Source organism: Luteolibacter luteus (assembly GCF_012913485.1).
Classification (GTDB): domain Bacteria; phylum Verrucomicrobiota; class Verrucomicrobiia; order Verrucomicrobiales; family Akkermansiaceae; genus Haloferula; species Haloferula lutea.
The window spans coordinates 2,029,045-2,041,812 of record NZ_CP051774.1 but is presented as its reverse complement, the minus strand read 5'-3'; the positions used below and the strand labels follow the sequence as shown (position 1 = coordinate 2,041,812).

Below are 12,768 nucleotides of genomic sequence, written 5' to 3'. Positions count from 1 at the left end.
GCGTGCGGTTCAGGTGATCATGAAGCCATCTCTCCGCATTGTCCTCATTGCCGCGCTGCTTTCGGTTACCGCCGGTTGCAAGGAGCAGCCGGCGAAGAAGGCCGTATCCCGGTTTAGCACTCCCGCGGAGTTCGCGGAGCAAGTGGCAGAGGTCTACCGGAAGAAGGATCCCGGCCTGAAAGTTGAGGTGGTCGGGGAACTGGAATTGAAGGTGGCGGATGCCTCCGGGAAGGGGTTCACCAACTTCTTGAACAATACCTATGACGCCTACCGGCAGGCACCGGAGGCGAAGGATGAGACGATCGGGAAGCTGGTGGATGTGAGCCTCAGGTCCTTTGCTGAGGGCGAGAAGCCCTTGGATCGCAGCCGCATTGTGCCTGTGGTGAAGGACCGGGCTTGGCTGGCGGAAATCAGGAAGGCGGCTAAAGGGGAAGAACGCCTGTACGAGGACCTCAACGAGGAGCTTGTGATCGTCTATGCCGAGGATCGCGACGGTGGCGTGGCATATCCTTTCGCAAAGGCCTTCGAGGAACTGGGGGTAGACCGCAAGGAGGTGCGGGCACTGGCCTGCGAGAATCTGAAAAACCTGCTGCCGGAACTGCAGCGCGTGGGAGAGGATGGGTATTATATCCTGACCGCGGACGGGACTTACGAGGCCAGCTTGCTGCTACTGGAGAACCTCTGGAAGCCGGAGAAGCTGGAAGTGAAGGGGGAAATCGTGGTGGCGATCCCGGCTCGCGACACTCTATTTGTGACTGGCACCGAGGAGAAGGAAGCGCTGGCCAAGGTGAAGCTGGCGGCGAAGAAGATCGCAGGGGAGAGTGCCTACCGGCTCACCCCGACCTTGTTTGTCTTCCGCGGCGGGAAGTTTGTGAGGTTCGAGTGAAGCAGGTCATGCTCGGGGCTGGCGCCTGATCGTGCTCCAGTATTCCTCGCGGACGTCTTCATCGATCGCAATGGGAAGGCGTTCGCCGTAGAGGCGGTCACTACCATCGCGCTTCGGGCCGGAGATCCAGAATCGATCGCCGGTTTCGGTATCGAAGTAGTTGGATTTGTAGCCTCCTTTCAGGCTTTGGAAACTGCGGCCCCGGTAATAGAGCGTGCAGCCTGTTTTCGACAGGGTCACGCGGCCGATCCGGGCGGGGCCGGTCAGGCTGCCGCTCTTGTCTTCGATATACATGATCCGGGAGCGCATGTTGCCAGTGGCGTTTTATTGGCGCTTGGCACTTTTTCAAGCAATCCTAGGATTTCCCCATGTCCGCCCGAGTCACCGACCTCCACGTTGCCCGCAACGTCCCGCTGCCTTCGCCTGCGCGCTTGCAGGCGGAAATCCCGCATGGGGAGGGTCGGGAGAATTTCGTCGCGAATTCGCGGGCGACCTTGCGCTCGATCCTGGCGGGGATTGACCCGCGCTTTCTGGTGATCGTCGGGCCTTGCTCGATCCATGATACGGAAGCGGGGATCGAGTATGCCCACCGTTTGGCGGCGCTGGCGGAGCGGTTGCGGGACAAGCTCTACATCGTGATGCGCGTGTATTTCGAGAAGCCGCGCACGACGGTCGGCTGGAAGGGGCTGATCATGGATCCACACCTTGACGGCACGGATGACATTCCGGAAGGGCTGCGCCGGGCGCGGCATTTCCTGCGCAATGTCATCGATGTCGGGCTGCCGACAGCGACGGAGCTTCTGGATCCGATCACCCCGCAGTATATCGCGGACCTGATCTCGTGGTCGGCGATCGGTGCACGCACGGCGGAAAGCCAGACGCACCGGCAGATGGCCTCGGGGCTCTCGATGCCGGTGGGCTTCAAAAACACGACCTCGGGTGACCTGGTGGCGGCAATCAATGCGGTGAAGGCCGCGGCACGGCCGCAAACTTTCCTGGGTGTTTCGGAGGAAGGGATCGCGTCTTCGGTTTCGACCACGGGCAACCCGGATTGCCACATAATCCTGCGCGGCGGCGACCATGGCCCGAACTACGATGAGACTAGTATTTCATCCGCCAAGGCGGCGCTGGAGAAGGGCGGGGTCGCGCCTTCGCTGATCGTGGATGCATCCCATGCGAATTGCGGGAAGGATTGCGCACAGATGCCGGCGGTCTTTCGCGAGATCGTTCGCCAGCGTGCTGCTGGCGAACTGGCGATCCGCGGGGCGATGCTGGAAAGCAATCTGGTCGCCGGGAACCAAGCGTTCCCGCGGCCGCTCGATCAGCTCGTGCGCGGTCAGTCCATCACGGATTCCTGCATCGATTGGGAGACGACGGAGGCGCTTCTCCACGAAGCAGCGGGGAAGCTGTGATCCTCGCGAACCGGCGGTCCGGAGCCCTTAAGTCGTGAAATGTCGAATCGAACTTACATCTGCGCCGGGTGCCGGACTGCGAAGCGCGCCGAGGCAGGTGGATGGATTTCTCTGAATCCACACCGCTGCCCGAAATGTGGCATGCCGATGTGCGAATTGGGTTGGAGGTATCGAATTCCGGCCAAGCGAAAGGACCAGGCGTGGGCGGAATTGAAGGAATTCACCGATCGTGCCATGGCCGGCTACGAGGAACGGCGGAGGGATCACGGTCTAAGACTTCTCGCGAAGCTGGACCGTCAGATCGATATCTTGGAACGGCAGAACCCCGAGGGAAGCCGCCGGGCTTGGCTTGAGGATCTCCGGAAAGAGCGCGAGAAGGTTCTTCGCTATGTTCCCGCTGGCTGAGCCTGATGCCCAGCTTCGCGGGAAATTTGCAGGCCCTACCATTCCTTCCCTTCGTCATTCAATCGCCCGCGTAGTAGATCCCTTCGATCTCCGCGTTGTCGTGCATGACGCTGGGGTTCATCTTCCACCAGCCGACGAGGCCGAACTGGGTCTTGATAAGCAGGTGCTCGTCATCGCGGATGACGACCTGAAGGGAGTCGCCCGCGGGGATTTTCGCGATCTCCTCTCCGCCGTCTTTCTTTGAGGTCAGGGTGAGTGCCACCTTGGCCTTCGAGTCGAGGCCGACGTAGGAGAAGGGTTGCTCGATTTCGACAAGCTTGCCTTCGACCATGCCGTACTTCCGTTGCTCGGTGTGCATCACGTTGCTACGGCAGCGGGCGTAGATGAAGCCGTTCCCCGGAATGGCAATCAGGTCCGCGGGAATCATGCCGACCGGTTCTCCGCTCTTCTCGTCCTTCACGATGTAGGATGGATCGGCGCTCGGGCCGGGATCGAAGTCGATGAAGTAGCTGGTCTTCGCGGTGCGGTCCAATTTCGTCGAGATCAGGCGGGTCACGTCCGGGGCGCCCTCCTCGTGCAGGATCGGCTTGTTAATCACTTTCGCGAGGGATGCGTCGTAGGCGACCTGCTGGGCGAAGGGGCCATCGCCGTCGGAAACCTTCAGGGTGGCGAGCCCGGGGAAGGGAATGGCCGGGCTCTTGTCCGCGGCTTGGGCGGTGGCGAGTGCGAGAGACAGGCCCAGAATGGTCAGAATCGGCGAACGCATGGACGGTAAGGAGTGATTTTGCTCGGTAGAAAGGCCGGGGCGGCAGCCGCGGTTCCTTCGTCTCTAGCTCGAAATTCGCCGCGCGCTAATGAAATCCCGGTGAATGAGCCGAACCCGTTTCCATCCGATATGGGAGGATTTCCGAGAGGTATGCCGGCTGCCGAGGCGGGGCATTCTGCCGCGGAATTGGCGTGCAAATCGGCCCGTCCCCGGTTCCAAATCCGCCCGCCAATATGTCCAACGACAAGACCGCCATTACCCCGACCCGTGCCCAGGACTTTCCCGAGTGGTACCAGCAGGTCGTGAAAGCCGCTGACCTCGCCGAGAATTCGGAAACCCGCGGATGCATGGTGATCAAGCCGTGGGGCTACGGGATTTGGGAACTCATCCAGCAGCAGCTTGACCGGATGTTCAAGGCAACCGGCCACCAGAATGCCTATTTCCCGCTGCTGATTCCGATTTCCTATCTTGAGAAGGAAGCCGAGCACGCCGAGGGCTTCGCCACGGAGTGTGCGGTGGTCACGCACCATCGTCTGGAGCCCCAGAAGGATCCCGTCACCGGCAAGACGAAGATGATTCCCACCGGGGAATTGGCGGAGCCCTATATCATCCGCCCGACGTCCGAGACGATCATCGGTGCGGCCTTCTCGCGCTGGGTGCAGAGCTACCGCGACCTGCCGCTGTTGATCAACCAATGGGCGAACGTGATGCGCTGGGAGATGCGTCCGCGCCTGTTCCTGCGGACCGCGGAATTCCTCTGGCAGGAAGGCCACACCGCCCACGAGACGAAGGAAGAGGCGATCGACGAGACCCGCCAGATGCACCGTGTCTATGAAACCTTCCTGCGCGATCACCTGGCGATCCCCGTGATCCCCGGTGAGAAGACCGAGAACGAGCGTTTCCCCGGTGCCGACATGACCCTCACCGTCGAGGCGATGGTGCAGGACCGGAAGGCGATCCAGGCCGGCACCTCACACTACCTCGGCCAGAATTTCTCGAAGGCCCAGGACATCTCCTTCACCGGCCGCGATGGCACGGTGCAGCATGTCCACACCACCTCCTGGGGTGTCTCCACCCGGATGATCGGCACGCTGATCATGGCGCACTCCGATGACGATGGCCTGGTGCTGCCGCCCCGTGTGGCCACCCAGCAGATCGTGATCATTCCGGTGACTCCGAAGGAAGATACCAAGCAGGGTGTGCTGGATGCTTGCAAGGCGCTGGCCGAGACGCTGCGTCTGGAGAAGCGTTTCCACGGTGATCCGCTCCGCGTCCATGTCGATACCCGCGATATCCAAGGTGGCGTGAAGAAGTGGGAGTGGGTCAAGAAGGGTGTGCCGATCCGCATCGAGATCGGCCCCCGCGATATCGAGACCCGCAAGGTCTGCGTGCAGCGCCGCGACCAAGCGAGCAACGAGAAGGAATTCGTGGACAAGGAGGACTTCATCCGGAATGCCACGGACATCCTTCAGGAGATCCACAATTCACTCCTGCAGCGTGCGACCGCCTTCCGCGATTCGAACATCGTGCCTTGCGAGTCGATCGACACTTTCCACGCGCATTGGGGCCAGGACAATCCCGGCTGGCTCATCACTCCGTGGGCGGGCACGCCCGAGGAGGAAGACGAGCTTTCCAAGAAGCACAAGATCACCATCCGCTGCCTCCCGCTCGACAAGCAGGACGAGCCGGAAGCGAAGTGTATCCTCACCGGCAAGCCGACGAAGTCGCGAGCCGTCTGGGGACGCAGCTATTGAGCCTTTGCAAGCGGAGTGGCGCGATCAATGCGCGCCAGCTCCGCTGAAAGGTAGCAGCGGTCGTGATTCATCGCAGGCGACGCTGATGGACCGCGACCGCCGCCTGTGCGGACTAGGTTCTCGCGAGCGGGACGTGGTTCGTCTTCGCATGGAGTTCCGTCACGGGTTGCCGCAAGGCGTGCACGTAGTAGACGGTATGGGGCTTGGATCCCTCGAAGTGGATCTCCTTCGGTTCGCTATCGGTGATCCGGTAGGATTCCGCGAGGACTTCTTTCCACTTCGGTTCGCCAATCAGATGTACTTCGAATCTTTTCATGGCTCTCTTATCATCAGCAGGTTTTCCGCCGCGAAGCAAGGGATTCCGCCTGCCCGGGCAGGTGGCTCGCTGACAACGCGGAGGGATATGGGAGGTAGACACGCGAAGGGGGCTTTTCTTGGTAAAGGCCGCGTAAAAACCTTAGTGGCTTGCCAATATCGAGGATTCCAGGGGCGCGGAAGGTGCGCGCGGGCCTTCACCGGTTTTTCACGGAAATTCCGTCCCGGGGATGTTATTTCTCCGATCCTTTCCCTCGTATCCGGACCAAACCAAGTCATGCCATGAAAGCCGTCGCCGTTCTCATTGCCTTCGTTTCTTTGCCCCTTGCCAGAACCGGTTTCGCATTGGACGGCGCGCCGCCCATATCGTCCGTGCCGGAGGCGGCGAAGGATGAAGATGCGAAGCCTGCGCCAGAGACGAATCCGAACTGGCAACCCGTGGCGATCAATGGAGGCGAGTATGTTTCCGCAGCCTCGATCGCGCGGTTTTACCAGCTCAGGCCGCCCGTCATCGTGGAGGACGAGGGGAGATTGGAGAACGACAAGGTCGTAGTGAAGCTCACCGTGGGTTCGGACGAGATCTTGATCAACGGTGTGAAGTTCAAGTGCACGACGAAGGTGCTCCGCCACGAAGGAAAGGTGATGGTTTCGCGCATGGATTTGGCGAAGGTGTTCGATCCTGTCCTCCGTCCGGGCTCCATCGAGACGCCGAAGCGGGAAATCCGCACGGTGGTCATTGATCCGGTCTTGGGAGGGGACAGTTTCGGACAACGGAATGGCAAAGGCACCGAGGCAGGATTTGCCTTCGAGATCGCCGATGAACTCAAGACGGAGTTGGAAGGCAAGGGGTTCAAAGTCGAACTCACCAGAGCCGAAGGCGAGAATCCCGACACCGCCGAGCGGGTCGATCGGGTCAGGAAGTTTGGTGAGGATTGTATCGTGATCTCGGTGGGCTTCAGCGCAGATGAAAATCAGCGAGGCATTCGCACCCGGGTCATAGCTCCGGTCGGTGTGCCCGGCATTGAGGCGCCCCTGACAGAGTCGGACGACACCGCCGTTTCAGGAAATGCCCACGAGAACCTAAGTATCGCCCTGGCCACGTCCATTCACTCAAGCGTAGTGCGCCGATTGGGAGGGAACATCGAGGATCTTGGCATCGTCCGGTCCCGGCTTCCCTTGCTGAAGCAACTCGATTCGCCCGCCGTTTTCGTGGAATGCGGATCGATGGCAGATGCCTATGATAGCCGCCTCATCGAGACGGGAGCCTACCGGAGCGCGATCGTCCGCGGCCTTTCCGAGGCTGTAGTCAGGTATCGTGCTGCGACCAAGAAGTAGGCTCCCGATCGCCAAGTGGAGGATCACCCGGGATTGACTTGCCTGCCTGTCTCCCCACGCTGTCGGGACGTCCGTGGAACCCGCACTCAAGCATCGCTGGAGCGTCTCCCACAATTACCTCGCTGGAATCACGGCGGGGGACTGGTGGCGGCTTCTTGATCAGAACGATTTCGGGGTGGATCCCGTCTACTGGCATCGGGCCGCGGTGATCAGCCTGCTGAGCGTGGTCAATTCGTGGCACCGCTGGAATGAGGAAACGGCCTACGGTCCGGAGATCGAGGCCACGCAGATCACCAAGCCCCCGCTCTTCGTGCTGGGGCACTGGCGCAGCGGCACCACGCATCTGCACAATCTTCTGGCGCAGGATGACGTGAACTTCGCCTATGCGAACACCTATCAGGTGGTGAATCCGCATACCTTCCTGACTACGGAGGAGGCGAACACCCGGCGCTTTGCCTGGATGATTCCGAAGAAGCGGCCGATGGATAACATGGCGCTGAGCTTTGAGTCACCGCAGGAAGATGAATTCGCGCCGCTGCTGGTGAGTCTGCTTTCCAGCTATTTGGGCGTGTCGTTTCCCCGAAGGGAGGATCACTATGGCCGCTATCTGAGCTTCAAGGATGTCCCGCGTGCCGAGATCGAGGCGTGGAAGCGCGGGTTCCTTTGGTTCCTGAAAAAGCTGACTTTCAAGTATGGTCGGGCCTTGTTGCTAAAATCACCGCCGCACACCGCGCGCGTGAGGTTGCTGCTGGAGATGTTTCCGGATGCGAAGTTTGTGCACATTCATCGCCGCCCGGAGGAGGTGTTGGTTTCCTTTCGTCACTACTACGATACCGCGATGTGGCATACCTACCTGCAGGTGCCGGATCGCAGCAGGGTGGATGACGAGATTTTCCAGCGTTACCGGGATCTCTTCACGGCCTTCCATGCGGATCGCGGCCTGATTCCGCGTGAGAACTTCCACGAGGTGAGCTTCGCAGATCTGGAATGCGACCCGATGCGTACCGTGTGCGGCATCTATGAAGCGCTTTCGATTGGTGGCGCGGATCAGGCATTGCCGAAGATCAAAGCCTACGCGGACACCTTGAAGGATTACGAGAAGAACCGCTTTCCGCCGCTGGATGATGCGAGCAAGGAGCGCATCCGCGAAGAGTGGCGGGAGTTCTATGAACCGATGGGCTATCGCGTGGAATGAAGCGGCTTGCTCCCAGTCCCCCGGGGTCCTTCTTCACCGGTCACCTCGACCGCTTGCGGAATGACGTGCTGGGTCTGCTGGTGGATGCGACGCGGGAGCACGGTGACGTCGTGCGCTTCCGCGTCGGGCCGCTGGTGATGCATCTGGTGAATCATCCGGATCTCGTATCGCACGTGATGATCCGGAACCGGAAGAACTACGACAAGGCTTCGCGCAGCTCGGACTGCCTGTCCTTGATCTGTGGAGAGAGCCTGCTGACGGCGAACGGTGAGGTATGGAAGCAGCGCCGCCGCACCATCCAGCCGATGTTCCATCGCGCAGCGATCGCGGGGTTCATCGATTCCATCGCGGAGTGTACGCAGCTGATGCTGGATGCCTGGAGGGTGAAAGCCCGGGCGGGTGAACCGGTGGATATCGCCTCGGAGATGATGAAGCTCACCTTTCGTATCGTGGGACGTTGCCTCTTCGGTGCGGATCTGCAGAAGGAGAGCAACGCGGTGGAGGAAGCCATGCATGTGATGGTGCTGCATACCTACCACCGCTGGCGTAGCATCCTGAATGCTCCTTCGTCGTGGCCCACGCCGGGAAACCTGCGCTTCCGAAAAGCTCTTGCGGACGTGGATGAGATCATCGCGGATCTGATAAGCCGGCATCGTGCGCATCCACCTGAGCGTCCCACCTTGCTCACCATGCTGATGGAAAGCCGGGATGCGGAAAGCGGTGTTGCCTTGGGCGATGATGCGATCCGGAATGAAGCGATCACTTTCTTGTTGGCGGGCCATGAGACGACCGCGAACGGGCTGGGCTGGGCCTTGTATCTGCTTGAGCGGCATGCGGGATGGCAGAAGGCGATCCGCGAGGAATTCCAAGGGGCTTGCGGCAATGCAATGCCGACCATGGAAGATCTGCCGAAGCTTTCCCATGCCCTTCATGTTTTCGAAGAGAGCTGCCGCCTTTACCCGCCGATCTGGGCGATGGAGCGTCATGCGATTGCCGATGATGAGATCGCAGGCTTTCACATCCCGAAGGGGTCGGGGGTGATCATCAGTCCCTACACCTTGCATCGTCATCCGGCGTTTTGGGAGAAGCCGGAGGAGTTCTTGCCGGAGCGTTTCGAAAAGCGGGATCACGAGGCTTACTATCCCTTTGGTGCGGGCCCACGCTTTTGCATCGGCAGCGAGTTCGCCTTGGCAGAGGCCCGCGTGATTCTGCCGATGATCCTACGGAGTTTCGAGTTGGAAGCGATGCCGGGTCAAAGCGGCGAGGCGGAGCCGGCGATCACGTTGCGCTTGAAGGATGGCTTCAAGGTGATGCTGCGGGAGCGTATGGAGTAGAAAGCTGCTAGCCGCCTTCACGCGAACAAGGCTTAATGAATGGATCGAATCCTTTCCTCACTCCTGCCACTTGATGTCCGGAGTCTTGCCCTTCCAGAAGGGTTGGCTTGGATCGAAGATGTCCTTGCCGCCGAGTAGAACTCGCCCGGCGGGATCGATGGGAAGCGGCGCTGCGGAATTGTCCAAACGCAGGATAACGGCCCTTCCTCCAAAGGGCTTGGGATCGAAAAGCGTGGTGCCGGGAATCAAGGGGGAGACGATGATAGGAGTTCCGGGATCTGCGGATGAATCGAGGCCGGCAATGTAGGCGAAACCTACCTCACCAGGAACCAAAGCATGGGCATCATCGTGATAGCGATCATCCGGTTTCTTGGATCCAGCAATCTCCGCGTAGAAGGGCTTTTCGCTTTTCAAGCCGTAGGCGATCAGTTGACGGAATACTTCGTTTGAAGTCGCCCCTCCCAAGGTGAGGGCAGTTCCGGTATCGGCTTTGACTTTCGCGGCCGTCGTCGCATCCGGAAAGCGCCCGTACCGAGCATCGAACTCGAAGAGAGAAATGCCCATCTGTCTCACATTGCCGAGAGCCCAAGTCCTTACCGCGGCGGTCCTCTGTTTCGAAATGCTGGTGTAGAGGGGTAACGCGCAGACAAAGAAGATCGACATCCCGCCAAGCCAGAGAATCGCCTTCATCTTTTTGCGCGAACGCATGGCGGCCGGACCAGCAGCGGGGGCAGCGGCGTCAGGTGGTGGCTGAGAAGAAAGGTTGGAATCCAAGCTGTAAAGAGATGGAAGAAGATCCGAGGCCATTCAAGGGTTTATCCGGGAGTGTTTCGGTGATCTTAGATGTTCATTGATGATCAGTGGCTTGAATCGAGGAGGGAACAGGTTAGTGTCAGGGTTCGTCCCCCGCCATGTTTTCTGCTCCCTTGGCAGGTCCTTGCCGCGTCCCTCCCGCGCGTCTCCGGCTGATCATGCGATCCCTGCGTCCCTGGTTCTTGGTTTTCATCGCCGGGGCCGCGGAGGCAGCAGTGGAGCTACGCGTCACGGATTGGGCGGAAATGCCGCTGTCCGGGAACATCGCCACCATCTCGGGAAGTCCGGCTTACATGTCGCGGGTGAATTTCCTGAAGTCCGAACCGGGCGGCAGTGGGCGGATGTGGGTCTGTGATTTGAATGGAAACCTCCACATCTTTGACCCGGCGGGTTCCTACGAGAGTCGCAGCGAACAGCTTCTGAATCAGGCAAAGACCCGGAGCTCCTATCTCGACTTCAACGGCATCTCAGGATCGATCGATGAGCGCGACCAAACATGGGTACCCGATAGCGATGGGACGTCAACCACCGCGGAGGCACCTGATGGTCTCTTCCCGCTTTTCACGAAACGGCAGGGATATGCGAATGGCTTGGTAACCTTCGAGTTTGATCCGGGCTATGCGAGCAACGGGAAGTTCTATACTGTCCATGTTGAGATCAACAGCGCGGATGGCAGTGCGGGTCGGCTTCCGGTGACCACGAAGTTCCCGGGCTTCGATGCTACCGGGTACACGCCGACGAATCGCATCACAGTGCCCGGTACGAATCCGACACGGCAGGCGGTATTGATCGAGTGGACCGATACGAATCCCGCGAACTTCACCTTCGAAGGCACGGCTCGCGAGCTACTCAGGATCGTCTACAACAGCCATATCCATCCGCTTGGAGACCTTACCTTCAATCCGCTCGCGAAGCCGGGCGATCCGGAGTGGGGGGTGATATATCTTGCCAGTGGGGACGGCGGATCGGGGGAGACGAATGCGACAAAAATGAATCCCCAGCGGCTGGATACCATGGTGGGGAAGATCCTGCGCATCATTCCGGATCTTTCATTGCATGCGGGTGACAGCACCTTGTCCGCGAATGGCCGCTACCGCATTCCGAACGACAATCCTTTCGTGAATGCCGGAACCTATCCCGGGGCGCGGAAGGAGATCTGGACGCTGGGTCATCGGAATCCGCATCGCTTCGTCTGGTGGTTGCCGGATGGCGTGGGGGAGCCGGTCCTGCTAGTGACGGAGATCGGGCTGAATGCCTGGGAGGAGGTGAACATCATCAAGCGCGGGAAAAACTATGGCTATAGTGATCGTGAGGGGCCGCAGAAGCTGACGATCTCCTCCGGTAGTCCGGTCAATGCCGCGCCGCCTTCGCCGGATACCCTGCCGATCCGGCTCAGCAATCTTCAGAATGCGCCCGGTGAGTTTGTGCCGGAGTATCCGGTCATCGCCTATCCGCACACGGCTTTGTATGGGGATGCGATTGCCAATGGCTTCATCTACCGGGGTAGCACGATTCCGGCGCTGGTGGGAAAGTTCGTCTTTGGAGACATCACCACCGGGAGGATCTACTGCTCGGATTGGAGCGCGATGACGGCAGCGGACGATGGTGTCGCCAGTACCACGGCGGCCACGGATCCGGTTACTTTCAAATGGAATCCCCCAAATGATAGTCCGGATACGGGCGTGAAGACTTACAGTCGCTTCTTCGAAATCGTCGAGGCAGGCTACGATCATCGCGATGGCCAGGATCCCGATCTTCCTGGCATGGCTCCCGTGTCCGGAGGTCGTGCAGACATTCGTCTGGCCGTGGATGGGAATGGTGAGCTGTATGTCGTCAGCAAGAGCGATGGAATGATCCGGCTTCTCACCGGTGCGGGGGCGCCGGAATTTACGGATCAGCCGGATGACCGGGTGGTGGACTTGGGATCCAATGCGAGCTTCACCGTGGTCGCGACAGGCGAGACACCGCCGACTTTCCAATGGCAGCGGCTCGATATGGATGCCGGGGTTTGGATCAATGTCAGCAATGGTCCGGTCTTCTCAGGCGCCTCGACCCCGACGCTCACGCTCACCAAGCCGAAGTATGAGAACACCGGCGAGCAATTCCGCTGTGTGGCGACTTGTGCGGGAATTTCCTCGATCTCGGAAGCGGCGGAACTCGTCTTGCGCGCGATTCCTTCTTCCTGGCTGAGTGCTTACTTCGATGCGGACGAAGAGGCGGATCTCCTGATCTCTGGAGACATGGCCGATCCGGATCAAGACGGTCTGGTGAACTTGTTGGAATATGCCTTCGATTTTGATCCGGAAGCGGATTCTTCCAGCAGCCTCCCGAAGCTTTTGAAGAATGGAAACAGTGCGACGCTGACCTTTCCGGTGCCGAGGAGTTCCCTGAACTACACGGTGGAACGCAGCACGGATCTCGCTTCTTGGGGCACTGTGGGCGTGACGACTTCCGTCTCCTCCGGAATATTGACGGCGAGTTGTCCGATAGGCGGAAGCGCCGAGGTTTTCCTGCGGATCGCGGTGGTGCCCAAGTGAGTTTTCGAAAGGGGCT

Annotated in this window: 12 protein-coding genes; 8 read left to right on the top strand and 4 right to left on the bottom strand. The window is 59.9% G+C overall.

Features of this window, described 5'->3' with window-relative positions:
• The first annotated feature begins 19 nt into the window (after positions 1 to 19).
• Positions 20 to 886, top strand: coding sequence for a DUF1444 family protein (locus tag HHL09_RS08340; RefSeq protein ID WP_169454107.1), 867 nt, complete (start codon positions 20 to 22; stop codon positions 884 to 886).
• Between the two features lie 6 nt (positions 887 to 892).
• Here the strand turns inward: HHL09_RS08340 and HHL09_RS08335 are convergent, their stop codons facing one another.
• Positions 893 to 1,195: a 1-deoxy-D-xylulose-5-phosphate synthase gene (locus tag HHL09_RS08335; protein ID WP_169454106.1), complete on the bottom strand. Its 303-nt coding sequence runs from the start codon at positions 1,193 to 1,195 to the stop codon at positions 893 to 895.
• A gap of 59 nt (positions 1,196 to 1,254) precedes the next feature.
• Between HHL09_RS08335 and HHL09_RS08330 the strand changes: the two genes are divergently transcribed.
• Together HHL09_RS08330 and HHL09_RS08325 are read left to right on the top strand one after the other, a co-directional pair.
• Positions 1,255 to 2,298 (top strand): 3-deoxy-7-phosphoheptulonate synthase, encoded by a 1,044-nt coding sequence (locus HHL09_RS08330; protein WP_169454105.1) that lies wholly within the window; start codon positions 1,255 to 1,257, stop codon positions 2,296 to 2,298.
• A gap of 210 nt (positions 2,299 to 2,508) precedes the next feature.
• Positions 2,509 to 2,703, top strand: a complete 195-nt coding sequence (locus HHL09_RS08325) for a hypothetical protein (RefSeq protein ID WP_169454104.1) — start codon at positions 2,509 to 2,511, stop codon at positions 2,701 to 2,703.
• A 58-nt stretch (positions 2,704 to 2,761) separates the two neighbouring features.
• Here the strand turns inward: HHL09_RS08325 and HHL09_RS08320 are convergent, their stop codons facing one another.
• A complete protein-coding gene (locus HHL09_RS08320; protein WP_169454103.1) occupies positions 2,762 to 3,469 on the bottom strand; it encodes a hypothetical protein in 708 nt (235 codons plus the stop codon).
• A gap of 233 nt (positions 3,470 to 3,702) precedes the next feature.
• On the opposite strand from HHL09_RS08320, the gene proS reads away from it, so the two are divergent.
• The gene (gene proS / locus HHL09_RS08315; protein ID WP_169454102.1) at positions 3,703 to 5,223 is read left to right on the top strand and encodes a proline--tRNA ligase; all 1,521 of its coding nucleotides are present in this window, start codon (positions 3,703 to 3,705) and stop codon (positions 5,221 to 5,223) included.
• A 112-nt stretch (positions 5,224 to 5,335) separates the two neighbouring features.
• Here the strand turns inward: proS and HHL09_RS08310 are convergent, their stop codons facing one another.
• Positions 5,336 to 5,539 carry a hypothetical protein gene (locus HHL09_RS08310; RefSeq protein ID WP_169454101.1) on the bottom strand — a complete coding sequence of 68 codons (204 nt, stop codon included), beginning with the start codon at positions 5,537 to 5,539 and terminating at the stop codon, positions 5,336 to 5,338.
• Between the two features lie 281 nt (positions 5,540 to 5,820).
• Between HHL09_RS08310 and HHL09_RS08305 the strand changes: the two genes are divergently transcribed.
• The 3 genes from HHL09_RS08305 to HHL09_RS08295 all read left to right on the top strand — a co-directional run bounded on the left by HHL09_RS08305 (position 5,821) and on the right by HHL09_RS08295 (position 9,402).
• Positions 5,821 to 6,873: an N-acetylmuramoyl-L-alanine amidase family protein gene (locus HHL09_RS08305; protein WP_169454100.1), complete on the top strand. Its 1,053-nt coding sequence runs from the start codon at positions 5,821 to 5,823 to the stop codon at positions 6,871 to 6,873.
• Positions 6,874 to 6,946: 73 nt separating this feature from the next.
• Positions 6,947 to 8,068: a sulfotransferase family protein gene (locus HHL09_RS08300; protein WP_169454099.1), complete on the top strand. Its 1,122-nt coding sequence runs from the start codon at positions 6,947 to 6,949 to the stop codon at positions 8,066 to 8,068.
• Complete coding sequence (locus tag HHL09_RS08295; protein WP_169454098.1) at positions 8,065 to 9,402, top strand: cytochrome P450; 1,338 nt, start codon at positions 8,065 to 8,067, stop codon at positions 9,400 to 9,402. Before HHL09_RS08300 ends, HHL09_RS08295 begins: the two co-directional genes overlap by 4 nt.
• A 57-nt stretch (positions 9,403 to 9,459) precedes the next feature.
• Here HHL09_RS08295 and HHL09_RS08290 read toward each other — a convergent pair whose 3' ends face one another.
• A complete protein-coding gene (locus HHL09_RS08290) occupies positions 9,460 to 10,110 on the bottom strand; it encodes a hypothetical protein (protein WP_169454097.1) in 651 nt (216 codons plus the stop codon).
• Positions 10,111 to 10,373: 263 nt separating this feature from the next.
• Here HHL09_RS08290 and HHL09_RS08285 point away from each other — a divergent pair, with 263 nt between their 5' ends.
• Complete coding sequence (locus tag HHL09_RS08285; protein ID WP_169454096.1) at positions 10,374 to 12,752, top strand: PQQ-dependent sugar dehydrogenase; 2,379 nt, start codon at positions 10,374 to 10,376, stop codon at positions 12,750 to 12,752.
• Positions 12,753 to 12,768: the final 16 nt, after the last annotated feature.